Source organism: Rhodonellum sp., from assembly GCF_030656585.1.
GTDB classification, from domain to species: domain Bacteria; phylum Bacteroidota; class Bacteroidia; order Cytophagales; family Cyclobacteriaceae; genus Rhodonellum; species Rhodonellum psychrophilum.
In genome coordinates this window covers 1-23,904 of sequence record NZ_JAUSPP010000046.1, presented here as the reverse complement: position 1 = coordinate 23,904, position 23,904 = coordinate 1, and the positions used below count along the sequence as shown (strand labels likewise).

Annotated in this window: 19 protein-coding genes; 11 read left to right on the top strand and 8 right to left on the bottom strand. The window is 40.7% G+C overall.

Annotated features, from left to right (window positions below; all coding sequences use genetic code 11):
* Nucleotides 1–213: 213 nt before the first annotated feature.
* Nucleotides 214–1,638, top strand: a complete 1,425-nt coding sequence (locus Q7J63_RS11645) for a DUF6600 domain-containing protein (protein ID WP_304886296.1) — start codon at nt 214–216, stop codon at nt 1,636–1,638.
* A 36-nt stretch (nt 1,639–1,674) separates the two neighbouring features.
* Here the strand turns inward: Q7J63_RS11645 and Q7J63_RS11640 are convergent, their stop codons facing one another.
* A complete protein-coding gene (locus Q7J63_RS11640; protein WP_019597259.1) occupies nt 1,675–2,199 on the bottom strand; it encodes a hypothetical protein in 525 nt (174 codons plus the stop codon).
* 254 nt (nt 2,200–2,453) lie between these two features.
* Here Q7J63_RS11640 and Q7J63_RS11635 point away from each other — a divergent pair, with 254 nt between their 5' ends.
* Nucleotides 2,454–3,692, top strand: coding sequence for an ROK family protein (locus Q7J63_RS11635; protein WP_304886293.1), 1,239 nt, complete (start codon nt 2,454–2,456; stop codon nt 3,690–3,692).
* Between the two features lie 273 nt (nt 3,693–3,965).
* On the opposite strand, the gene Q7J63_RS11630 is transcribed toward Q7J63_RS11635, so the two are convergent.
* Nucleotides 3,966–5,003 carry a LacI family DNA-binding transcriptional regulator gene (locus tag Q7J63_RS11630; RefSeq protein WP_304886291.1) on the bottom strand — a complete coding sequence of 346 codons (1,038 nt, stop codon included), beginning with the start codon at nt 5,001–5,003 and terminating at the stop codon, nt 3,966–3,968.
* 319 nt (nt 5,004–5,322) lie between these two features.
* Nucleotides 5,323–7,485: a glutamine synthetase III gene (locus Q7J63_RS11625; RefSeq protein WP_026333558.1), complete on the bottom strand. Its 2,163-nt coding sequence runs from the start codon at nt 7,483–7,485 to the stop codon at nt 5,323–5,325.
* A gap of 233 nt (nt 7,486–7,718) precedes the next feature.
* On the opposite strand from Q7J63_RS11625, the gene mtaB reads away from it, so the two are divergent.
* On the top strand, nt 7,719–9,038 hold the full coding sequence (gene mtaB, locus Q7J63_RS11620; protein WP_026333559.1) for a tRNA (N(6)-L-threonylcarbamoyladenosine(37)-C(2))-methylthiotransferase MtaB: 1,320 nt from the start codon (nt 7,719–7,721) through the stop codon (nt 9,036–9,038).
* A gap of 442 nt (nt 9,039–9,480) precedes the next feature.
* Here the strand turns inward: mtaB and Q7J63_RS11615 are convergent, their stop codons facing one another.
* The 4 genes from Q7J63_RS11615 to lpxK form a co-directional block, all read right to left on the bottom strand.
* Nucleotides 9,481–11,172 (bottom strand): GMC oxidoreductase, encoded by a 1,692-nt coding sequence (locus tag Q7J63_RS11615; RefSeq protein ID WP_304886288.1) that lies wholly within the window; start codon nt 11,170–11,172, stop codon nt 9,481–9,483.
* Between the two features lie 12 nt (nt 11,173–11,184).
* Nucleotides 11,185–12,429, bottom strand: coding sequence for an ABC transporter permease (locus Q7J63_RS11610; protein WP_304886286.1), 1,245 nt, complete (start codon nt 12,427–12,429; stop codon nt 11,185–11,187).
* Between the two features lie 265 nt (nt 12,430–12,694).
* Nucleotides 12,695–14,641, bottom strand: coding sequence for a putative porin (locus Q7J63_RS11605; protein ID WP_026333560.1), 1,947 nt, complete (start codon nt 14,639–14,641; stop codon nt 12,695–12,697).
* A complete protein-coding gene (gene lpxK / locus Q7J63_RS11600; RefSeq protein ID WP_304886284.1) occupies nt 14,631–15,692 on the bottom strand; it encodes a tetraacyldisaccharide 4'-kinase in 1,062 nt (353 codons plus the stop codon). Before lpxK ends, Q7J63_RS11605 begins: the two co-directional genes overlap by 11 nt.
* Nucleotides 15,693–15,733: 41 nt before the next feature.
* On the opposite strand from lpxK, the gene Q7J63_RS11595 reads away from it, so the two are divergent.
* The 3 genes from Q7J63_RS11595 to Q7J63_RS11585 all read left to right on the top strand — a co-directional run bounded on the left by Q7J63_RS11595 (nt 15,734) and on the right by Q7J63_RS11585 (nt 18,128).
* Nucleotides 15,734–16,834 (top strand): Nif3-like dinuclear metal center hexameric protein, encoded by a 1,101-nt coding sequence (locus tag Q7J63_RS11595; RefSeq protein ID WP_304886282.1) that lies wholly within the window; start codon nt 15,734–15,736, stop codon nt 16,832–16,834.
* A gap of 3 nt (nt 16,835–16,837) precedes the next feature.
* Nucleotides 16,838–17,605, top strand: coding sequence for a zinc ribbon domain-containing protein (locus tag Q7J63_RS11590; RefSeq protein ID WP_019597273.1), 768 nt, complete (start codon nt 16,838–16,840; stop codon nt 17,603–17,605).
* A gap of 100 nt (nt 17,606–17,705) precedes the next feature.
* Nucleotides 17,706–18,128 carry a hypothetical protein gene (locus tag Q7J63_RS11585; protein WP_019597274.1) on the top strand — a complete coding sequence of 141 codons (423 nt, stop codon included), beginning with the start codon at nt 17,706–17,708 and terminating at the stop codon, nt 18,126–18,128.
* Here Q7J63_RS11585 and Q7J63_RS11580 read toward each other — a convergent pair.
* A complete protein-coding gene (locus tag Q7J63_RS11580; RefSeq protein ID WP_019597275.1) occupies nt 18,106–18,735 on the bottom strand; it encodes a histidine phosphatase family protein in 630 nt (209 codons plus the stop codon). The two genes, Q7J63_RS11585 and Q7J63_RS11580, sit on opposite strands and share 23 nt — an antisense overlap.
* Before the next feature lie 53 nt (nt 18,736–18,788).
* On the opposite strand from Q7J63_RS11580, the gene Q7J63_RS11575 reads away from it, so the two are divergent.
* The 5 genes from Q7J63_RS11575 to Q7J63_RS11555 all read left to right on the top strand — a co-directional run bounded on the left by Q7J63_RS11575 (nt 18,789) and on the right by Q7J63_RS11555 (nt 23,412).
* Nucleotides 18,789–19,214, top strand: coding sequence for a hotdog fold thioesterase (locus tag Q7J63_RS11575; protein ID WP_304886279.1), 426 nt, complete (start codon nt 18,789–18,791; stop codon nt 19,212–19,214).
* Entirely contained in the window at nt 19,211–20,425 is a 1,215-nt protein-coding gene (locus Q7J63_RS11570) for a chorismate-binding protein (protein ID WP_304886278.1), read from the top strand. Before Q7J63_RS11575 ends, Q7J63_RS11570 begins: the two co-directional genes overlap by 4 nt.
* Nucleotides 20,422–22,110, top strand: a complete 1,689-nt coding sequence (gene menD, locus Q7J63_RS11565) for a 2-succinyl-5-enolpyruvyl-6-hydroxy-3-cyclohexene-1-carboxylic-acid synthase (protein ID WP_304886276.1) — start codon at nt 20,422–20,424, stop codon at nt 22,108–22,110. The genes Q7J63_RS11570 and menD overlap by 4 nt, the downstream gene beginning before the upstream one ends.
* Nucleotides 22,111–22,474: 364 nt before the next feature.
* A complete protein-coding gene (locus Q7J63_RS11560; protein ID WP_304886275.1) occupies nt 22,475–22,759 on the top strand; it encodes a hypothetical protein in 285 nt (94 codons plus the stop codon).
* A gap of 95 nt (nt 22,760–22,854) precedes the next feature.
* Nucleotides 22,855–23,412 carry a fasciclin domain-containing protein gene (locus tag Q7J63_RS11555; RefSeq protein WP_304886273.1) on the top strand — a complete coding sequence of 186 codons (558 nt, stop codon included), beginning with the start codon at nt 22,855–22,857 and terminating at the stop codon, nt 23,410–23,412.
* Nucleotides 23,413–23,904: the final 492 nt, after the last annotated feature.

The following is a 23,904-nucleotide window of genomic DNA, read 5'->3' as shown; positions in this document are numbered from 1 at the left end:
ACCATTTAAAGCCTTGAGACAGAAACTCAGGGCCTTTTTTTTGCCTTATTCTAATCGAAAATCAAATAAAATCGGTATTATTTGAAAGCTAAAAAAGATTAATATTTTGCTAAATCGATTTTCTTATTATTTTAATTCTTCAATTCAATAATAATCAAAACTTTTATTTTAATCCCCCCGTAAAACCAACTAATATACTTAACCAAAACTATTATGAAAAAGACGACAATCCTCAATTTCGGGCTTCTCCTAATGCTCACAATTGGGATGGCTAAATATAACAATGCTGAAGCTTCCCAACCATACGGTGTAAATTTTCAAATATTCTATAATGAGTTAAGTCCTTATGGCGATTGGGTAATGGATCAAACATACGGATATGTTTGGATACCCAATGTGGATCGAAATTTCCACCCCTACTCCACCAATGGATATTGGACAATGACCAATTATGGCAACACTTGGGTTTCCGATTATTCTTGGGGATGGGCACCGTTTCACTACGGAAGATGGCTCATGGATGATTTCTACGGATGGGCCTGGGTTCCTGGCTATGAGTGGGGACCAGCTTGGGTGAATTGGAGAACAGGAGGCGGGTATTATGGTTGGTCACCTTTGGCCCCAGGAATTGGAATAAATGTTTCTATCAATTTTCACAGAAACCACTGGGTTTTTGTTCCCCAAAGAAGATTCAGACATAGAAACTTCCACAGGTACCATGTTCCAAGTTATCAGGTTGTGAATATTTACAACCGTACTACCATTATCAACAACACCTATGTGTACAACAACACCACTTACGTGACTGGACCAAGCAGGAGAGAAGTCGAAAAAGTAACAAGGCAATCTGTACCTGTATACGAAGTTAGAAACAGCGAAAGAGCTGGAAGAACCACAGTTAGCAATAATTCCGTGGCGATGTACAGACCTGAAGTAAATAATTCACGAAGCGTAACTGCTGCACAGCCAAAACCTTCTAGAGCATTTACGGCCGAAGAGTACAGATCCAAATCTATGGGGACTTCCATAAACAACTCAGTAGCAACGCCTTCTAGAAACCAAGCCAATACAGCAAATGCGAATGGCGCTTTAGCACCAGAAAGGACGAGAAGTATTCCCTCAAACACTGCTGCGAGTAATCAGCAAAATATTCCTACAAACAGGAATACCCGAAGTGAATCAGGGAATATCGACACCAATAGAAAGCCAAGTGCGGTTTCTCGTCAGGGAGGGGTAAATCAAGGAAAAATAGCCCCTACAAGGAACAACGGGACTCGAGAATCGGCGGCGCAAAGTAGCAAACCCACTCAAGAAAGGATATCCACTCCTGCAGTGAGGACTCAAGCTGCACCGGTGCGAGAAAGCAGAACTGCGCCAGCCCAACAAACGCCAAGAAACTCTGGAGTGGTCCAAGGAGAAACAAGAAGCAATCAAAGGGTCAGCACAGCTCCACAGACACAAAATAGAAATAACGGGACAGTGACAAGCGGAAACTCTTCAAGCAGGAACTCTACTCAAGCCAGCCAACCCACAAGGTCAAACACTAGGGTTTCTGCCCCTACCAACAACACAAGGGGCGAGACAGTCACCACTGGAAGCAGGACCACCAGTACCAATCGATCCAGGGGAGGAAATTAAAAGAGGAGGCAAATTGCCTCCTCTTTTAATTTCCTCTTACTTTCTTGAAAAGTCATCTTCAACGCGAACAATATCCTCCTCGTTGGAGGGATTGCTTGGATCGGTATGCATCCATATTTCTGCAACGATGCCCCATGAATTTTTCCCTACAAGACGGTGCCTTTCACCTTGCGCCAAACGAATCAGCACTCCGATTTCCAAATCATTTTCCAAACCCACTTGGTCTGTGTCACTTCTGACGATTCCTCCTTCTCCTGCCACCAACTTCCAGATTTCAGACCTTCTGTGATGGTATTGCCAAGAAAGTCTTTTGTGAGGACCCACGATTAATATTTTGGGACTTAATTTTTGTTTGAGTTGGGCATCATCCAAATCCAATTCTGCAAAAAACATTTCCTTGAATGCGAGGATTTGATCTTCCTTGATTGCGAAAAATCCACCCCATGGCCTTTCCATATCCTCACGGATGATCTCAAAACCTTTTTCTTGGAGAAGTACTCTTATAAAGTCAAATAATTCTTCTTTTGAACCAAAAGAAGCCAACTGTTGATTTTCAATCATAATATTGTATTTGATACACCTTAGAATCTTCTCCAAAAATATATATTTTTTCCATAAACATCCTCCAAAAAAGCGATCCTTGCCAAAACAAAATGGATTTGGGGAATTTCGGAGATTCTTTTTAGAAACACCCTCTCTCAAATGCTTTTAAGGCTGAATTTTTAAGCACCTTCTCCTAACATTTTTTATTTTTTTGATGAAGCCCTTTTGAATTTTTTGAAAAAATCACGTAATTGAAAAATTAAATTTTGTGTATGAATCTTATTGACCCGAAAAAATCCTTAGATCAAAAAGAAGGTGTTGTAGAAATCAAAAACTACATCAATAAAATCAAACTTATCAAAAACCTTTATTCAAAAGGAAGCAATACCGCGGGTGAAATATGCAATGAAGTAGGCATTAGCCTTCCGACAGTCAACTCACTCTTGGCAGATTTAATGACTTCTGGCGAGGTCATTAAACAAGGCAGGGCAGAATCTCAGGGGGGGCGAAAACCCGATCTGTATAGGTTGGCAGAAGATTCTTTTTATGTCCTTTCTGTAGACATCAGCAAATTCAGGATCCGAACGGCCATTTATGACAGTTCAAATAAGGCCATTACGGATGCGAAAACAATGAAAATCACATTGAACAACGAAAAGGAGACTTTCGAAAAAATATGTGATTTTATCCAACAGCATTTGGCCAGCTCCCAACTTCCCGAAGAAAAAGTAATCGCCGTGGGGATTTCCATGCCCGGCTTGATTGATTCCATCCACGGCGTCAACCATACTTATCTGAAATTTGGTAAAAAAAGTCTGGTGGACAGTTTTGAATCCAGGTTGGGAAGAAAAGTGTTTTTGGAAAATGACGCGAGGGCGATGACCTTGGCCGAATTCAAATTTGGCCATAACGACAATTTCAAAAATGTATTGGGTATTTTTATTGGATGGGGCATCGGTTTGGGAATCATTATCGATGGCAAAATTTACCAGGGAGCTTCTGGATTTGCCGGTGAATTCAGCCACTCCCCCATTTTTGAATCCAGAGAAATTTCCTGCGTTTGCGGAAAAAAAGGTTGTCTTGAGTCCGTTGCCTCCGGCACGGCGATTGTCCGAATGGCAAAAGAGGCGATTGAGAGTGATGTTGAATCCATTTTAGGGAGAATGGCAAAAGAAAATCAGGGAGAAATCGAACCGATTTTGGTGGTGGAAGCCGCACTTGCAGGAGATCAGAGGGCAATAACGATTTTGTCTGAAGTTGGATTGAACTTGGGAAGAGGCATATCCATTTTGATCCAACTGCTCAATCCTGAACTGATCATCATTGGAGGTTCAGTTGCAGAAGCAAAGCAATATCTCATTACACCCATTCAACAAGCCCTCAATATCTACAGTATGGCAAAATCCCGTGAGAATACACAGCTCTCCCTTTACAAACTGGGAAAAGAGGTCGGTTTACTTGGGGGAGTGGCTGTGGTGAATGAAAAAATATTCGATGACATTCTTCAATAAAAAAAAATAAAATCATCAGACATCTTCGTTTGAAAAAATGAATGTGATGGTTTCTATATACAAAACTGGATGTATCCGGAATCATTTCCCAAGTTGGATCAAGGACACAAGGGCTCTTCGCCAATGCTTTAAGAAGAAATTCGGCATTTCTCGTTCAGAACAATGCAAGCGCCTTACGTTATGAATTGATGGCATCTGTTCCATTGTGAAGGCCTACAATTATCAATCCTTTTAAAAAAATTTATCTTGATTCTCTTATCAAGACCTTTACACTCAATCTTTCTCAATCTTCATCGTTGATTCCCGAATATGAAATTTTGTAGGCAAGACCACTTTCATGGTGTGTGCTTCATCATTGTCATTTTTCAACTGGAGAAGAATCCCTTCCATCAACTTTTCCGCAATCAGTTCCAGTGGTTGTTCTATCGCAGTGATTTTTGGTTGGTAAAGGTTGAAGAAAAAGTGGTCATCAAAGGTGACTATGGAGATATCACTTGGGATTTGTGAATTTAACTGCTTAAGGGCTGCCAATCCCTTAAGCGCCAAAAAATTTGTCGCAAATAAAATCGAATCCAATTTGGGGGAGGTTTGGATAAATTTCTGGATGACCTCAATGCTTTCCCTCTCAGAAATTGCTCCTTCGTAGGACATTTTTAAGATGTTGGTTTGAAATCCGTTTTCAATCATGGTTTTCACATATCCTTTCAACCTATCCTGCATTTGATTTTGATCGGAGTCAAGCGTCACGAAACCGACATACTTACAGCCTGTTTTGATCAAATACGCAGTGGCTTCCGCTGCACTTATTTCATTTTCAATAATTACATAGTTGCAGTCTACCGCTGGAAGCCATCGGTCAAACAACACGACTGGAAAATCTTCGTCCAACAACTCCTGAATGGTTACTTCCAAATCGGGAGTGGGTGTAATGATAAAGCCATCCACATTTCTATTTTTGAAGGTTTCAATCATTTCTTTCGCTTTCTCCGGCTTATTTTCGGTGCTGCAATAGATGATTTTATACCCGTTTACATAAGCTTTTTCCTCAATCAATTTGGCTATGGTTGAAAAAAAATAATTGGATATATCCTCCACCATAAATACAATGACCTTAGATTTTCCCGATCTCAGGCTTTGGGCCAAATGACTTGGCTTGTAATTTACTTCCTTGATGTATTCCTCAACTTTTAGGGTAAGTACATCGCTAATCCTTTTTTCTTTGGCTTTACCATTGATTACAAAGGAAACTGTGGTAATGGAAACCCCCAATTCCTTGGCGATATCCTTAATGGAGATTTTTTTCTTGGCCATTCTCTGTAATGTTACCCAAATTTATTTTCATTGAACTGATAAAATTAAAAACCATCAAACAAGCTGTTTGATGGTTTTTAATCCAACATGGCCAATTTTCAAACCTCAAACCTCATCCTAAGGTATAGATTCAAAAAAAGAATCCTTTCAGGATTGAATTTAATTTGAAATCCTTCTGAAATGTGCGTTCATAAAAATACTTGTTTTCATAAACTTCACACGTTTTAAAACAAATATTTTTTTGGGATTCCAAAAGAATGGAAGCACCTCGAAAATAATTGTCAAAAAAAAGGGCCACCGAATCGGTGGCCCTTTCAATTTATTTGATGAATAACATCTCGCGATATTTGACAAGTGGCCAGGATTCATCATCCACCAAAAGCTCAAGTTTATCGACAGCATACCTGATTTTTTCAAAGTACATATCTTTCACCTCTACGCTATAACCTTTTGCGCGCTTGGTAAGATTCTCCTCCTTATTCAATTGCTTTCTAGCTTCAGTCATGCCGATGACATTGGATTTAACCGATTCTAAATGACGGCTGATTTCCTTTATGGTATCTATGGCAGCAGTATTGTCCAATCCCAAACCTTGTAAACCATTTGCATTTTTGATCAATTTATTTTGATACAAAATGGCCGTAGGAATGATATGGTTCAAGGAAAGATCTCCCATTACCCTGGATTCGATCTGTACCTTTTTGATGTAATTTTCCAACATGATTTCATGTCTTGCGTGCAATTCTATGCTGGAAAGCACATTGTGCTTAATGAAAACCTCAGCTGATTTTTTATCAAGATAGGTATCCAGTGCAAAAGGAGTGCTTTTCAAGTTGGAAAGCCCTCTTTTTTCTGCTTCCTTCTCCCATTCTTCAGAGTAACCATCTCCTTCGAATCTTACTTTTTTGCTTTCTTTGATGTATTTTCTCAAGACGTTGACAATCGCCAATTTCTTCTCTTTACCACCATTCATCTCCTTCTCGATATCCTTGGAAAGATTTTTCAAGGTTTCTGCTACGATTACGTTCAACACGGTCATCGGTCCAGCCACGTTCGCTTGAGATCCTACAGCCCTGAATTCAAACTTATTCCCGGTAAAGGCAAAAGGAGAAGTCCTGTTTCTATCTGTGTTGTCCAATATGATTTCCGGGATTTTGCTGATTCCCAGTTTCATGTACATATTGTCACCTTTCTCGATTTTGATATTCCCATTTTTCTCCAATTCATCCAAAATTCCACTAAGCGTAGAACCAAGGAATACAGAAATGATCGCAGGAGGTGCTTCGTTGGCGCCCAATCTAAAGTCATTACCCGCTGAGGCAATGCTTGCTCTTAAAAGATCGGCATAGTCATAAACTGCCTTTACGGTAGCGATCAGAAAAGTAAGAAATTGAAGATTTTCTCTAGCGGAATTGCTCGGCTGGAAAAGATTGACCCCGGTATCCGTGATCAAAGACCAGTTGTTGTGTTTCCCGCTACCATTGACTCCGGCAAAGGGTTTTTCATGGAATAAGACTTTCAGGTTGTGCTTTTCGGCGGCCTTATCCATCAGATCCATCAGCAATTGATTGTGGTCCGTCGCGATATTGATTTCTTCAAACAATGGCGCAACTTCAAACTGCCCTGGAGCTACTTCATTGTGTCTTGTGGAAACCGGGATACCCAATTTAAGCGCCTCGATTTCAAATTCCATCATGAAATCCTTCACCCTCGTTGGAATTGATCCAAAATAATGGTCATCCAATTGTTGTCCTCTTGCAGGATTGTGTCCAAAAACACTTCTTCCGGACATCACCAAATCAGGTCTTGTCGCATAGAGTGCTTTGTCTATCACAAAGTATTCCTGCTCAACACCCAATGAAGGAGTGATTTTCCTGACATTTCTGTCAAATAATTGACAAATTTCAACAGCAGCATCATTGATGGCTTCCATTGATTTCAACAATGGCGTTTTGTAATCCAAAGCTTCGCCAGTGTAGGCTACAAATATCGTAGGAATACAAAGTGTCTTATCGAAAATAAATATTGGGGAAGATGGATCCCAAGCAGTATAACCTCTTGCTTCAAATGTGGATCTAATCCCACCATTCGGGAATGAAGAGGCATCAGGCTCTTGTTGGACCAAAGCAGATCCTTTGAATTTCTCAATTCCAGCCTGAGCATCAAAGAATGAATCATGTTTCTCAGCAGTGGAACCAGTCAAAGGCTGAAACCAGTGCGTATAATGTGTTACTCCTTTGGAAAGTGCCCATGTTTTCACAGCTGAACCAATTTCCTCAGCAGTACTTGAATCTATTTTGCTTCCCTTATCGATGGCCTCAACAACCTTTTTGAAAACGGATGGTGCCAAAGATTCTTTCATTTGCTTGATACCGAATACATTGGTACCATAATAATCAGAGATTTTGTTGGACGGCGGGACAACTGGAACGCGTTGCCTGTTTTGTGCCATCATTAATGCTGTTTGTCTTAAAGTTGCCATTTTCTACAATATGTGGTTTGATTTAATACCCACAAAAATAGGAATTATTATTAATTTACAAGATAAAGACTCTTTTTAAAGGCATTTTTTCAAAATATTTACATTAATTCTAATAAATAGGCGTCATTTTTAATAAAGACAGCTAAAAAACCGATCAATTTGAGCCTAAAATAGAAAATTGAAAAATACAGGAGAATAATTAACTTTGTGACCTTCATAAAAAAGGAATTGAGTTGAAAAAGGTAGCGTTTTATACATTGGGATGTAAATTGAATTACTCTGAGACTTCCTCGATCAGCAGGATGTTTGAGCAAAAGGGGTATTTAAAAGTAGATTTTGATCAAAACCCTGATATTTTTATCATCAACACCTGCTCGGTGACTGAAAATGCCGATAAGAAGTGTAAAAAGATCGTCAAAGAGGCGAAAAAAATCTCGCCAAATGGTTATGTGGCCATTATTGGTTGCTATGCACAACTCAAGCCCCAAGAAATTGCCCAAATTCCTGGTGTGGATGCTGTACTGGGCGCGGCCGAAAAATTTCGGCTGATCGAATTGTTGGACGGATTTGCAAAAGAGCAGGAAACCAAAGTTTTGACTTCAGAAATCCAGGAAGCCACCACATTTAACAATGCTTTTTCGATCAATGACCGAACCAGGACATTCCTTAAAGTCCAGGATGGTTGTAATTATGGTTGTGCTTTTTGCACAATTCCCCTTGCCAGAGGAAAAAGCAGAAGCGATACTATTTCAAATATCCTTGAAACTGCGAGGGAAATTGCCTTGACGGATGTAAAAGAAATTGTCCTTACAGGAGTGAATATCGGGGATTTTGGCATACACGATGGTCGAAGAAAAGAGAATTTTGAGGATCTGGTAAGAGCATTGGATGAAATCGAGGGAATTAACCGATTTCGGATTTCTTCCATCGAACCCAACCTGCTCACCAACGAAATCATCAAATTTGTCGCACAATCCAAGCGATTTGTCCCCCATTTCCACATCCCCCTTCAGTCAGGAAGCAATGAAATCCTGAGAAAAATGGGTAGGAGATATCTTCGGGAACTCTATGTGGATAGGGTTAATAAGATCAAAACATTGATGCCTCATTGCTGTATTGGGGTGGATGTAATCGTTGGGTTTCCGGGTGAAACGGATGAACTTTTCTTAGAAACCTATAACTTCCTGAATGAATTGGATATTTCCTATCTCCATGTTTTTACCTATTCGGAGCGGGCCAATACCCGTGCTGTCGATATGGAAGGGATCGTTCCCATCAAAAAGCGGAACGAAAGATCTAAAATGCTCAGAATTCTGTCCGAGAAAAAGAAGCGGAAGTTTTATGATGAAAATCTGGGCCAAACTTATACTGTCCTTTTTGAAGAGGATATTGAGAACGGCAAAATGCATGGATTCACCGAAAACTATATCCGTATTGCTGCCAAATATGATCCAATATTGATCAATGAACTGAAGTTGGTGACATTATGGGAAATCAATCCAAGCGGTGCTGTGGATGCAGTCGAACCCGAAACGGAATATCAAAGCCATTAACCTTAATTCCTAATCGGTCATTCCTTACATCCTTATGGGAGAATTAGATTGAGAAAAACAAGCAAAAAAATCAAATAGGACCCTTTAACCCATGTCAAGCAGGCCAATTCAACTCCATCCTGTGATTGCTTAAAAATCAGTTTTTGACTTCGCCATATCCGTACGATACCTTATTCTTCAAATAGTCTGATTTTCTTCCAGTTTCAATACTTAACAGGAAAACCAATGCATGCTTCGGGTTAAAGCAGATCCCCATCTTTTGATCCCAACGCCATTCACTTTGTCTGCATCTATTTGGTTTGATGGCAAAAAGAGCCCCACAGCCAAAAATCAAGACAGGGAAGCTTCACTAAAAACATCCCCCTTGTTCAATTGCAATTTTTAGACAAAAAGATGATTTAAGGATTTCAAGGCAACTGGAGAAAAGAATAAAAATGCAAATTCATTTAAACTCTCCCTTATAGAATTGCTTTGTGGCATAATCAACAGCCCTTGCGGTCAATGCCATATAGGTAAGGGAAGGATTTTGGGTTCCTGTTGAGGTCATGCAGGCCCCATCCGTCACGAAGACATTTGGTACCAAATGAAGTTGGTTTTGTCCGTTGAGCATGGAGGTACGCAAGTCTTTCCCCATGCGTACACCTCCCATTTCATGGATATCCAAACCAGGAGCTTGCTTGCTGTCTTTTCTTCTGATCTCTATACAACCCGCTTTGGACAACATCGCTTCGCCCTGCTCAAAAAAGTCCTGTAGGATTTTCTCATCATTATCATCATAGCTGACATCGATTTTTAACAATGGAATCCCCCATTCATCCAGTTTATCTGGACTTAAAGTGACTTGGTTGGATGCTTTGGGTATCGTTTCCCCTTGCATCATCATATATACACCCCAATTGCCTGGGATAGCATTGGCTTCTTTGAATGCTGCTCCAAAAGGTGCATTGGGACTATTTCCCCAACCTGCACGTCCAGCCGTATAAAAAGTCATGTATCCCCGTAGAAAATCTGTTTCTTGTTTCTCTACATTTCTGAAATTAGGCATCATGACTGCTGTGGGTCTTCTTCCGAAATCATAGCGGTCCTCAAAACCTGGCATTCGGGCGGTGATTGACCCTCTATAATTGTGAAAGGCTATATATTTCCCCAAGAGATCATGATCATTTCCCAAACCATTGGGAAATCTTTTGGAGGTTGAATTCATAAGAATCAAATTCGTATTCAGAGCACCGGCGTTCAAAAACACAATAGGGGCAAAATATTCATAAGTTTCCTTAGAAAGTCTATCAACAACCCTTACTCCTTTGACTTTCTCCTTATCATCATCATAAATCAGGGAATGCACCACCGCGTCAGTCCTAAGGGTAAGGTTTCCAGTCTTCTCGGCAGCAGGCAAGGTGGATGCATTTGAGCTAAAATATGCTCCAAATGGACAACCACGATAACATTGATTTCTAGCCATGCATCGTCCTCTTCCTTGATCCAAATGTATTTTTTTTGGAGCCGTCAAATGTGCGCAACGACCGATGATTACATCTCGATCTGAAAAATTTTCCGTAATGCCTTTTTGGATTTCCTTTTCGACACAATTCATTTCCCAAGCCGGTAAAAATTCACCGTCGGGAAGCGTTTCCAATCCATCATAATTCCCACTGATCCCGACAAATCGCTCTACGTGACTGTACCATGGCGCAAGATCGGCATACCTAATCGGCCAATCGACTGCATACCCGTCTCGGGCCGGGCCTTCAAAATCAAATTTGCTCCATCTCTGGGTTTGCCTAGCCCAGATTAAGGATTTACCCCCAACTTGATATCCCCTGACCCAGTCAAAGGGTTTGTCCTGTAAATAGGGATGTTCTTTGTCCTTCACGAAAAAATGTTGTGTGTCCTCTTTGTATGCGTAGCATTTGTTGACGACCGGATTTTCCATTCTATCCTTCAGGGGAATGCTATTTCTGTGGGGCATTTCCCAAGGAGCTGCATTCATCGTTGGATAATCTTTGAGGTGCCTAACTTCCGGCCCCCTCTCCAAAACCAAGGTTTTCAGCCCTTTTTCACAGAGTTCTTTGGCGGCCCATCCACCACTAATCCCAGAACCTATTACAATGGCATCAAAGCGGATATTCTCCATCCTTATTAATTTTTACTCATATCTTAGCGATTCAATAGGATCAAGCCTACTGGCTTTGTATGCAGGAAAATAGCCAGATCCAAGTCCCACGACAATACAAATCACAAAGGCAACCAAAATCCAAAACCAAGGTATCAAGAAACCACCCGGTCCGATAATATTGGCGACGATATTGCCTATTCCTATTCCCAAAATCACTCCTAAAATCCCGCCAAGAATACAAATCACGATTGCCTCAATCAAAAATTGCTGCCTTATCCTCAATGGAGTTGCTCCCAGAGCCTTTCTGATACCGATTTCCCGAGTCCTTTCTGTCACGGACACCATCATGATATTCATCAAACCGATGGAGGCTCCCAATAAGGTGATGAATCCAATGGAAAACCCACCTATCCTAAGGTAGCCTGCGACCTCCTCCAAACTCTCAGAAACGGATCGGCTTTTGGCGATCTCGAAAGAGTCCTCCTGCCCTATCCTATCCTGTCTGATATTTCTCATGATTCCAGTGGCCTGTCCCATCTCATAATCCAATTTTGTTGGATCTGATCCACTTGCGGTAATGCTGTATCTGAAAGTCCCTCGGCTATCCAACCTACTTGCATTTTCAATGGGAATAAAGATCGCTCTGTCCGCTCCAGGCCCAGAACCTACCCCACCCTGTTTCTCAAGGATGCCAACGATTGTGTATTTCCTTCCAAAAAATGAAATCTGTTGATTTAGTGGATTCTCTTCTCTGTCAAAAAGGGTGTCTATCAATTCCACGCCAACGATACAGACATTGTTCCCATATTGAACTTCTGTCATACTGAAATTTCTTCCGGTTTCTATCTTTATCCCTTTAATCTGAAAATACAAGTCATCTGCTCCGGTAACTCGGGTATTTGGATTTGTTTTTTTGGAACCTCTTTTGATTTCGGCTGCACCAGATACCGTTGAAAAAATGGTGGACGCGCCGATGCTGTTAAAACTAGACTTAAAAACCTGTGCCTCCTTATATTTAACCAATGGATAGGATTTTTCCACCTTCCCCTCCTGAACAGCTCTTCCTCCAGAAAACCCCTTGGACCGTATATCGAAATTATTGGCCCCCAATCCTGAAAAACTCTCTTCTATCTGCGCCTTTATGCCATCAATGGCAGTCAACATGCCAACCAGCGAGGTGATGCCTATTGCAATGATCAAACCGGTCAAAATAGTCCTTAGCAAATTGGCTTTAACGGATCTCAAAGCCTCCTTAATATTTTCGAGCAAATTCATAAAACGTTCATATTAGAACAAAAATAAGGCTTTACAACCCATAACTAAGTATAATATTAGGGATAATCCTTAAATATTGGACCATATCCTCCCTTTATTTTTGGCTACACATTCAAAAATCAAAAAAATGCGCTGTAAACCCGCTACCTGTACTCTTTGGGTCTGGTTTTGAACAGAAATCTTCTACTGGAATTGGAAATTTTTTCTTGAATTTGAAATGGTTTTAAACAAAGAAAAAGCATTCCCTTCATGACCACCAAACAACTCAATCAAACAACGGCCAACTGATCCCAATATCCAATGCTCCCTTTAGTCCGGTAAAATCAGGAGTGACAAAATATCCAGGCTCGGACAACAGGTTGCTGTTGACGTGGTTGTACCGAAGCAAAATCCTTGTCCGATTGATTCGGGCATTCAGGAAGAAATCCACCACCGGATAGGCGAGAACTTGAAACGCGTTTTGCAAATAAAACTGCTGGATGGCGGGACTGTAGGCTTCCGCAAAATTATCACTTCTGTATCTTCCCTCTAATCCAATCTGGACAAACAGCTTCTCATTAAACAATGGACTGTCGAAGAAAACCCTGGAATTGATGAATAGCTCAGGAATCCTGAAGTTATCCGCACCTTCTCCCGTGATCAGGGTATATTGAATTTCCGATTCCCAAAAAAACTTTTTCTTGAGATTAAAACTGGATTTCAAGCCTGGAATCACCATAAATGCTCCTCCAGAAGCCTGAGTAGCTTGCTGAAATTCATTGAAAAAGATATAGTTATTTACTCGGTTCAAGGTAATGTTCGGCCGCAAGGTCCAGCTGGGGAAATCCAATTTGATAACCCCTTGAATCTGATCCACGCCAACATTTGAAAACCTATTGCTCCAGCGGTGATGGTTTCCTCGGTACACTTCTTGGATGGAAGTTGGCTTGGATACTGACTTCGTATAAGAGGCTTCCAAAAAAGGGGAGACGAACAAACCGTGAATCCTAAATGCACCAGGAAGCAAGTATTCACCTTCCGCCTCAAACCTCCATTTTTCACTCAAATCTCCTCTCAAGGCTCCTCCAATATACAATTCATCAAATCCATTTGGATTGCCCAAAAATGGACTTTTCATTTTACCTGTACGAAATTTTACAAATGCATTGTAATACAACAAGCCAATATCCCCTTTGAAACCCACTTCATTTCTCCATTCCGAAAAATGATTTTCATTGGCGGTACTGTCTCTAGTATTGAATCTTAAGGGATTGTACAGATCAAAAAACGTTGAATCAGTAGAATTGAGATTTGTTTTAAACGAAACCACCTGTTTTCTTTTGTCAAAAACGTGATACACCTGCCAACCTTTCAGCAGCTCATATTCCTGGTAAAGATGAAGATCCTGTCTCAAATCCGTTGCCCTTGAATTCCTAAGCCAAACTTTGGCATCTTCATAGGTATAATACAGAGATGTGGAATCCACTTCGGGTGGAATGATTCCACCTTGCTCTCTTGCAGTATGTTTCATCCTTGTGAAATTGGACAAAAGCATATACTTGTCATTGTCAGATTTGTAGTTGGTATGAATCGAATAGGAGGTTTGGTCTGCGGCATTGTCATCCCTTGCATTTGGATTCAGCGTTTTCCTCGCTTTAATGGTGTTTAGATTGAATCCTACATTCCACTTGGACGTCACATTCCTGGCAAAAGTCAAATCAAGCATATTTCTATTTCCCCCACCAAAAAAGGCGGACATATTCGTATACGGAGACTTGGTATCAAAATACTTCAGACTGTCAGGCGAGTGGTAATAAAGATCGTAGGCATTGAATCCTGAGGTGGTCCCGATCATTTTGGGCGCCTGAAAAAAGATAGGTTTGGCCGCCGTCCCCAAATTCCCAAGATCCTGGTATTTCCAACCTGACTTGGCCACTGGCTCATAATAATGGAAATTGTTCAAGACCGTGTCGACCTCGTGCTTGATAACTCTGTTTTGCTTGAGGTCTTTTTCAAAAAAATACAAGGTGGTTTTGGGACCAAAAACCATCTTGGTGGAATCATCGATCAATTTCTTTCTTCCTCCACTTTCCGAGCTTACCTCTTGATCAGGATCTACCGTTTGTCTTTCTCTGGCAGGAGGATTGATCGGTCTGGTGGGTATTTGGGCCCATGCAGCTTCGCTGAAAAGCAGCATAAGAAAAAATACGGGCAACCAATTCTTAAAACTCACGGATATAACCTTTTTCCTGAACAATTTTTGTAATATTTTCATAAATATACCGCTGATCTGCCTCATTCAGGTCAGCTTTTACAGGCAAGGCAAAAATCGGAATTTCTATCAAATAATCACGGAATTTAGGATCTTTTAGTTTCCCAGCATCTTTTTCGGTAGTCAAAACCATCACATCACGATATTGGTCAAATCTCTCCCTGATTTTTTGAACGTCTTCCACTGTATAGAAATAATGATCCCGATAGGTCATTGTTTCAACCAATTCAAATTTTTTCTCCACATATGCTTTCAACACTTGGTCATTTGCGATGCCTGAAACCAAAATCACTTTTCGTTTCAACTGCTGCCCGCCTCCAAAAACGGAATAAGGTGTTCCATATTTCAAGCCTGCAAAAAAAACCGGACAATCGGGTTTGGAATATTTCCTGATTTCAGCTTTGTATTTAATTTTCTGGGCATCCTGTATCCCTTCTGGGCATTTGGTCACAATGATCAAATCTGCCCGTTTGGCGCCCTTGGCATTTTCCCTTAAGGTGCCCACTGGAATGATTTTGTCTTTGAAAAATGGTTTTTGATAAGTAGTCAACAAAATCCGGTAATCGGCAATCACATACCTGTGCTGAAAAGCATCATCCAAAACTATCAACTCTGTTTCGGGTCGGTGAAAAAGTATTTCAGGAATCGCCAATACCCTCTCCTCCCCCACGGCTACAGTTACTTGTTTTCCGTATTTGGTCAAAAGCTGAAAAGGCTCATCTCCGATCTCCTGTGGCCCCAACCCTTCCTTCCCGAGCAAAAATCCCCTGGATTTTCTCCCATAGCCTCTACTGAGCGTTGCCAATTGAAAGTCCTTCATCAGCAACTCAATAAGAAATTCTACCAAGGGGGTTTTTCCTGTCCCTCCCATGCTTAAGTTTCCAACCACAACGGTCGGAATCAAAAATTCAGTGCTTTTCTTTTGTCCGCTGTCAAACATCCCATTTCTCAAACGGGTCACTCCATCATACAGAAGGGCAATTGGATAAAGCAGAGGGTCATACCAGCGCATTGGCTATTTTTCCTTAATTTTGAACAAAAGTAAAATAAATTATGGTTTATACGATCAGGGAAATAGTTTCTTACCTCGAAAAAATCGCTCCCCCAGCCTATCAAGAATCCTATGACAATGCCCAATTGATCACGGGAAACCCATTGGATGTGGCAAAAGGAATACTTTGTACACTTGATGTTACAGAAGAAGTGATTGAAGATGCAATTTCCTTAGGATGCAATATGGTTGTTGCTCACCATCCGATTATTTTCAAAGGCTTGAAAAGCCTTACCGGAAAAAATTATGTAGAAAGAACGGTAATCAAAGCAATCAAGCATGACATTGCGATTTTTGCCATGCATACCAACCTTGATCATATTGCTGAAGGGGTCAACAAAAAAATTGCCGACCGACTTGAATTGACCAACACAAGAATTCTCCAACCCAAAAAAGAAATCCTGTCCAAACTGGTCACTTTTGCTCCTTTGGAAGCTACCGAAAAAGTGTTGGCTTCTTTATTTGCAGCTGGGGCAGGCCATATAGGCGAATACTCAAATTGCAGCTTTATCTCTGACGGGACTGGAACGTACACACCTTCGGAAAAATCCAATCCGCATAAGGGAAGCCAGGGAAAACCCCACAAAGAACCCGAAACAAGAATCGAGGTACTTCTGCCCAGTTATTTGGAAGGAAAGGTGTTGCATGCGCTTAAGGCCGCCCATCCGTATGAAGAAGTCGCCTACTATATACAAAAGATCGAAAATGAAAATCAGTCCGTTGGTGCAGGTATGATCGGTGAATTGGCAAGTCCCATGGATGAAAATCAATTTTTGAGTTTCCTAAAACAAAAAATGGATCTAAAGATTCTGAAGCACACAAGACTGCTGAACAAACCCATTCAAAAAGTGGCAGTATGTGGTGGTGCAGGAATTTTCCTGTTGAACCAAGCCAAAAAATCAGACGCAGATATCTTTATCACAGCGGACATCAAATACCACGAGTTCTTTGATGCTGAAAATCAATTGGTTATTTGTGATATTGGACATTACGAAAGCGAAATTTACACAAAAGAGTTAATCTTGGAGATATTGTCACGAAATTTTAGTAATATTGCACTCTATTTTACAAAAGTAGTTACGAATCCCATAACTTATATATAGTACATGGAAAGTACCGTTGCACAGAAACTCGAAGCCATACTCAATCTTCAAAAAATAGATTCCCGTCTAGATTCCATTGTCAAAATCCGCGGCGCCCTGCCTGAAGAAGTGCAGGACCTTGAGGATGAGATTATTGGATACGAAACAAGACTCGAAAAATTCAGTAAGGATATTGCGGCCCTTGATGATGATATCAAGAGATATAAAGAAAATATCAAGGAGTCCGAAAAACTTATTAAGAAGTACCAGGAACAACAAATGAATGTCAGAAACAACAGGGAGTATGACGCCATTACAAAAGAACTGGAACTTCAGGATTTGGAAATTCAGGTTTCAAAAAAGAAAATTGCAGAAGCTCAAGTAAGAATTGAAGGAAAAAACAAGGATTTAGATGCCTTGAACGAAATCCTGAAAGACCGAAAAAAGGATCTTACAAACAAGCAGGAAGAACTTGAAACCATTGTTTCAGAAAGTGAATCCGAAGAAAGCAAACTCAGGAATGACCGTGAGAAAGCTTCCAAGAAAATTGAAGAAAGACTTTTGAAGTCTTACGCCAAAATAAGGGAAAATGCCAAAAACGGACTGGCAGTAGTAATGGTGAAAAGAGAAGCCTGCGGAGGTTGCTTTAACATCGTACCGCCACAAAGACAAGCCGATATTCGAGAAAAGAAAAAGCTGATTGTCTGCGAGCACTGCGGAAGAATCCTTGCTGGTGTAGAAGATGAAATCGAGGAGGAAAACGCTCCAAAGAAAAAAAGAAGCAAAGCCTAACAGCATTCTAAAAGCCCGACAATCTCGGGCTTTTTTTTATTTTTATTCTCATTTTCAATAAACACTTGATTTTCAATTTCATTTTTTATAGTTTGGTAACATGAAAAAATTGTTATCACTTCTATTATTCTGTTTCCTTTGCAACTTTGCTTACAGCAAAGACCCTGGGGAAAAGACTTTCTTGGTGATATTCGATAAATCAGAATTGAAGGAAAACAAAAGCACTGCTGCTTTTATCGAATTAAGCTTGATGGGTATTTTCCAAACAAGGTCTTATTCGGGAAACTCGGATGCTGCGATTTTGGTGAAAATCCCCAACTCCACTATGGACAAATGCCAATTGGGAGAATTCACTGTGAGGTTGAACAAAAATGAAACACTTTCCTTGAATGAAATCGCCTTTCAAATTATTGACTTGAATGAATCAAAAGAGGTTTATCAGGAATTATTGGCCTCCTTCGAGGAAAAAACCCAGAAAATCAAAAAAGCTGAAAGAGCTGTCAAATCAGCACCAGCTCCTTGAGGTGATCTCCAGAATTGAATTTTTCTATTTTGAATGTACCCAGGTCATCCCGATGTAGTAAATACAAACCGAGATTCTGGTGTAAAAAAACATCCATATATCTCAGGTCATATCTCAACAAGTAACAAAGAAGAATGCGCATGGCTCTTCCATGCATACAAATAAGGATGGTCTCTCCCTCTTGAGCAAGTATTTTTTCAATTCCCTTCTCCAGTCTTTGACTGACCATTACTGGACTCTCACCACCTTCGATGGCATAATCCAAATCGCCGGAAGCCCATGTTTCCAACATGGAATTGTAATAGGTATTTTCCTCAGGAGTCATCGGCACTCCCTCATATCTCCCCCAACTGATCTCGTTGAGCTCAGGAATGGATTCACTGGGAATCCCCAGGTCAATGAATGATTGGATGGATTGCCGGGTTCTTTGCAATCCTGTATAATAAACCTTGTCGAATGGAACATCTTTATAGGCATCAAAAAATGCAGCTGCCTGCTTGTGTCCGTTCCAGTTTAAGGGAGCATCTATTCCGCTTCCCTGAACGATTCCTTTTAGATTATAGTCTGTTTGTCCGTGACGGACTAAGAAGATTTTTTTACTTAGCAAGATTCTCTATTTTTGTTCTAGATTTCAAAGAAAAAGCTTTTATCCCAAATAATATGATATTTCCCAAAAACCTTGCTTTAGACACGATCAATAATTGGGGCAAAGACACAATGACGGATTTTTTGGGAATTGAATTTACCAAAATAGGAATTGACTTTTTAGAGGCAACAATGCCCGTATGTTCTAGAACCAAACAACCCCTTGGGCTGTTACATGGAGGGGCAAATGTAGTGCTTGCGGAAACTCTGGGAAGTGTGGCCGCAACGCTCACCCTTGACAAGGAAAAGCAATTTTGTGTCGGCTTGGAAATCAATGCCAACCACCTTAAATCTGTCAGGGAGGGTTTTGTGAGAGGGGTAGCCTCCCCTATCCATCTTGGAAAAAAGACCCAAGTATGGGAAATAAGAATTTATACAGAAAGTGGTGATTTGAGCTGTATCAGCAGGATAACCATGGCGATTTTGGAAAAAAACCAATGATGGATACAACCTTAAAAAAAGGAATATACACGCTAAACCAATATTTGGGAAATGTACTTGCCAATGCAATGTCAGAAGGACACCAAGTGGCATTGTGGAGAAAACCCAAATCATCTTTTTTACAAGTGCTGATAGACACTACGGGGAACCTGAAAAGAACCCCCTTGCAAATAGAGGTTTTGCCTGCTGGATTTATCGTGCACCCTTTTGTGGACCAAGAAGATAAAAAAGCATTTTTTCTGGAAGCCAATCAATATTTAAAAATTGATTTGAATTATCCCTTGGAAGAACAGGAATCCTTGCCCGTACTTGAAGAGGGGATTGAGACTTCAAAAGCCGCTTCAGATACCATAAAAAAGGCGATTTTTGAAAACATTAATTCTTCCAAAACCTCGAGAGAAACAAACAAAGAGGCGTTCCTAACTTTGGTGGAGAAAGGACTTGCCGCCATCGAAGCAGGGCATCTCAATAAAATTGTACCTGCAAGGACAAAAAAATTGAAGTTGAATCAGGATTTTGATTTGGTCAAATCGATTTTGAGCATGGTAAAATCCTATCCAAATGCGTTCATCAATTTCTTCCATATTCCGAGCATTGGTTCTTGGATCGGTGCTTCCCCAGAGGTTTTGATACAAACCAAAGGAGATAATTTCTCTACCATGGCACTCGCTGGGACACAAAAAGCCAGAGGTGACAATCCCCTGAAAACTGTTGCATGGACTCAAAAAGAAATAGAAGAGCAAGCACTGGTAAGTAGATACATTGTGGATTGCTTTAAAAAAATCAGATTGCGCGATTATGATGAACAGGGCCCAAAGACGGTTTTGGCAGGAAATCTCCTCCATTTAAGGTCGGATTTTAGAGTCGACATGCGCAGGACCAATTTTCAGCAATTGGGTTCGGTCATGTTGGAATTGTTGCACCCTACCTCTGCCGTTTGTGGCATGCCGAGAAAGCCTGCTTTGGATTTTTTGTTGGAAAATGAAAAATTTGACCGCTGCCTTTTTGCGGGATTTATCGGCCCTGTGAACATAGAAGAGGAAACTTCCATCTATGTGAATCTTAGAACTGCACAATTATTGGATGGTTTTGCTTTGCTGTATGCCGGAGCTGGAGTCACCGAAGATTCCATCCCGGAAAAAGAATGGGAAGAAACCGAAATGAAATGTGAAATCATCTCCCAACACCTCAATCTAGAAAATTCACTTTGATCCTCAAACCAATAATCGACCTTGTGGCCATCTGCGCCAAAAAAGGCATCAGAAATGCAGTATTATCCCCAGGTTCCAGGTGCGCACCCATTACATTGGCCTTCGTAAGGCATCCCGACATCCAAACCAAAACCATTGCGGATGAACGCTCTGCTGCATTTATCGCTATGGGCATGGCCCAACAATTGGAAAAACCAGTTGTTTTGGTTTGTACAAGTGGATCTGCAGCACTCAATTATTTCCCTGCAATAGCCGAAGCTTATTTTCAACAAATCCCGCTATTGGTGATCACAGCAGACAGACCCCCTGAATGGATCGACCAATGGGATGGACAAACCATTCGCCAAAACAATGTGTACGGGGAGCACGTAAAGGCAAGTTTTCAATTCCCCGATGAATTTGGCCATCCCGATAAGGAATGGCATGCACAGAGAATGGTGAATGAAGCCCTCATTCTTTCCACCAGCTATCCTGCCGGACCTGTCCATATCAATATTCCATTGAGAGAGCCTTTCTACCCAGAAAAAGGCGAGATCTTTGATTTTTCGAGCAACATCAATCTTATAGAAGCAATTTCTGTACTCCCTACTCTTTCGGAGGAGACACAAGCAAAGCTCCGGTCAAAACTCAATAAATTCAGCAAAATCCTAATCGTCCCAGGGCAACAACGGCCGAATGGACAAATCCAAAAATTCTTGGATGAGTTGGTTTTATCACAAAAGGCAATAGTCGTTACCGATAACCTCTCCAATCTCCAATCTGCGCAAACCATCAATTGTCATGATCATTTTCTAGGTCTGAAAGAAATAAACGGATTCTTGAATCCTGATTTGATCGTTTCCTTTGGAAAATCCATTATTTCCAAAAACCTGAAACTCTTCCTGAGAAAATCAAAAGCAGTTCATTGGCACATTCAACCAGGAGGATACGTTCCGGACACCTATCAATCCCTTGCCTTTCATATTCCAACAAGCCCTTGTCTTTTTCTTGAATTCCTTAAGGAAAATGTCTCTTCGGGAAATACCGAATTCATTCAAGGCTGGAAAAAAATGGATCAATTGGTTAGAGAGAATCTATCCAAAATAATTACTGAAGCACCATTTGGTGAATACAAAGCCATTCAGAAATGTCTGGAAAAACTTCCCGAGAATACCAAAATCCATCTTGCCAACAGCATGGCAGTTCGGTACGTCAATCTCCTTGGGATGCGGGAACAGGAAATCATCTGCAACCGTGGAACCAGTGGCATTGACGGCACAAACAGCACAGCTGTAGGCTGCACATTCACGACCAAAGATCAGGTAACGATCATCACGGGAGATGTGGCATTCTTTTATGATCGCAATGCATTTTGGCACAATTACACGATGCCTAACCTTAGAATCATCCTGCTGAACAACCATGCAGGCGGGATATTCAGGTTGATCGAAGGCCCAGCCAACCAACCTGAACTCGAAGAATATTTTGAAACTGAACAGGCCCTTTCCGCCAATCATTTGGCTGCGGAATATGGATTTGAATATGTCAATTGTACGGATGAAGACCAATTGGATACGGCTTTGGAAGGATTCTATAAAAAATCCATCCATCCCAAAATCATAGAAATCCAGTCAGAAAGCGTATCCAATGCGCTGGTATTGAAGTGGGTGAAAGAGCAGATGTCTGGGATTTTAAAACCCAATTGATTTAATTTAAAACCTAAAGGTTAACATTTTTACAATAGCTTTAAAAAACCCAAAAATTTTGAAGGTCTTATTGAACAAGAATTCGAAAAAATTAAAACTCCTGACACCTTGTTTGCTGAGGTAGTGTTCCCTAGTGTTTCAATCAAGCAAAATCGAAGCCGCTATTCGTAATATTAATGTGACGGCATCCTTTTTTGTTTCCCAAATTCACCGCCAAAAAAGGATAAGAAATTTCACTTGTACTGCCGGAGAGATAAAAAAGTACCTAAGCCCGCTCCTTGATGTGCGGACAATTTTTTGAGAAGTCAATAATCTCACATCAGGAGTGATGGGTTGTAACTTTGATTTGGCTTAAACCCGAAATATGCCTGAGGTCTCCCAATTGGGATTGGAACTGAAAGAGAATCAGGTCATTGTAAAAACAAGTCGTATTACCGATACGGTGAGGTCAAAAACAGTTCACAACTGGCTGATTACAGAGGGATTTCAGGAAGGAATAGAAATGTCAATGCATAACATGGATGCAATTCCTTCTGAGGTCTTTCTGTCCTCCAAGACCATCTCCACGACCCTGTCAATTTCCCTTCGGGAAAAAAGGACAATTTATCCAAGCTGGAAAAACCATAGAAAAGGAAAAAAATTACAATGAAAATCAATGGTTTTTTTCATGATTTAGGATGACGAAAGTCATTTAAGATAAAAATATCCTTTATTATCTTGCATACTCAAACCAACACTAAAACAATGAAAAGTTCAATTTTAAAATCACTCTTAGCCTCAGGATTTTTCATCATGATGATGTCCTGTTCCGCACCGGAATCCGGTACTTCTGAAAATTCCAATGAAAGTTTTTCCCAAGCCGGCCAATCTGCTGTGGCGGATGATTTTTCCAATCCAAATGTTGTTCAGGTGGCTATCGGATCTGAAGACCACTCTACCTTGGTGGCAGCGTTAAAAGCGGCAAACTACGTTGATGCACTTTCCAATGTTGGCCCTTTCACGGTATTTGCGCCAAATGATAATGCATTTGGGGAGTTACCAAAAGGAACAGTTGAAACCCTCACCAAGCCGGAAAACCAAAGGCAGTTGAGGGATATTCTTGAATATCATGTACTGCTCGGGGTTTATAAGCCGGAGGATTTCGTAAATGGGCGCAAGCTAGGCACAGTGCATGGAAACAGTTTGATGGTCGAGATAGCTCCGGATGGCTCCAAAATGATCAATGGCGCCAAGATTTTGGGTACTGTGGTTGCATCCAATGGCATCATCCATGTTGTAGATAAGGTTTTGCTTCCAGACTGATAATTGTCATAAACATTTGAATTCGGATTGAACTGGCCTAGACCCTGTCTAGGTTTTTTTGTGCCGTGCATACATGGCAATCGATTAGTTGTGGAATGGTTGAACGCCAAATATTTATTCCGTTTCTAAATCGGGATGAAACTGCAAGAAAATCAGACTATCGGAGAACATAAAGTATTTCCGATGTGGCGTCGTCAAAAAAAATAGCAGACAATTGACTGACCATTAATCAATTTCATATTGAAGTTGATTTGCAAGTACCTAATACGGGTTTAAACCCCATTGATTTAAACCCGTATTGACATAAAATTTCTATTGATTATTTCCCGAAAAATTAAGTTTCATCCCCAATTTAACCCGAAATATGCAATAGGTTTCCAAATGGGATTGAAACTGAAAGAAAATCAGACTATTGGGAGAATAATTCCTGACACCAATAGGGTGAAGTCAAAAATAGTCAACTCCTAATTGATTATCAGTAAATTAAAATAT

Coding starts and splice junctions, on each gene's coding strand:
- Q7J63_RS11645 (WP_304886296.1), top strand. CDS start 214: ATGAAAAAGACGACAATCCTCAATTTCGGGCTTCTCCTAATGCTCACA.
- Q7J63_RS11640 (WP_019597259.1), bottom strand. CDS start 2,199: ATGATTGAAAATCAACAGTTGGCTTCTTTTGGTTCAAAAGAAGAATTA.
- Q7J63_RS11635 (WP_304886293.1), top strand. CDS start 2,454: ATGAATCTTATTGACCCGAAAAAATCCTTAGATCAAAAAGAAGGTGTT.
- Q7J63_RS11630 (WP_304886291.1), bottom strand. CDS start 5,003: ATGGCCAAGAAAAAAATCTCCATTAAGGATATCGCCAAGGAATTGGGG.
- Q7J63_RS11625 (WP_026333558.1), bottom strand. CDS start 7,485: ATGGCAACTTTAAGACAAACAGCATTAATGATGGCACAAAACAGGCAA.
- Q7J63_RS11615 (WP_304886288.1), bottom strand. CDS start 11,172: ATGGAGAATATCCGCTTTGATGCCATTGTAATAGGTTCTGGGATTAGT.
- Q7J63_RS11610 (WP_304886286.1), bottom strand. CDS start 12,429: ATGAATTTGCTCGAAAATATTAAGGAGGCTTTGAGATCCGTTAAAGCC.
- lpxK (WP_304886284.1), bottom strand. CDS start 15,692: ATGCGCTGGTATGACCCTCTGCTTTATCCAATTGCCCTTCTGTATGAT.
- Q7J63_RS11595 (WP_304886282.1), top strand. CDS start 15,734: ATGGTTTATACGATCAGGGAAATAGTTTCTTACCTCGAAAAAATCGCT.
- Q7J63_RS11590 (WP_019597273.1), top strand. CDS start 16,838: ATGGAAAGTACCGTTGCACAGAAACTCGAAGCCATACTCAATCTTCAA.
- Q7J63_RS11585 (WP_019597274.1), top strand. CDS start 17,706: ATGAAAAAATTGTTATCACTTCTATTATTCTGTTTCCTTTGCAACTTT.
- Q7J63_RS11575 (WP_304886279.1), top strand. CDS start 18,789: ATGATATTTCCCAAAAACCTTGCTTTAGACACGATCAATAATTGGGGC.
- Q7J63_RS11570 (WP_304886278.1), top strand. CDS start 19,211: ATGATGGATACAACCTTAAAAAAAGGAATATACACGCTAAACCAATAT.
- Q7J63_RS11560 (WP_304886275.1), top strand. CDS start 22,475: ATGCCTGAGGTCTCCCAATTGGGATTGGAACTGAAAGAGAATCAGGTC.
- Q7J63_RS11555 (WP_304886273.1), top strand. CDS start 22,855: ATGAAAAGTTCAATTTTAAAATCACTCTTAGCCTCAGGATTTTTCATC.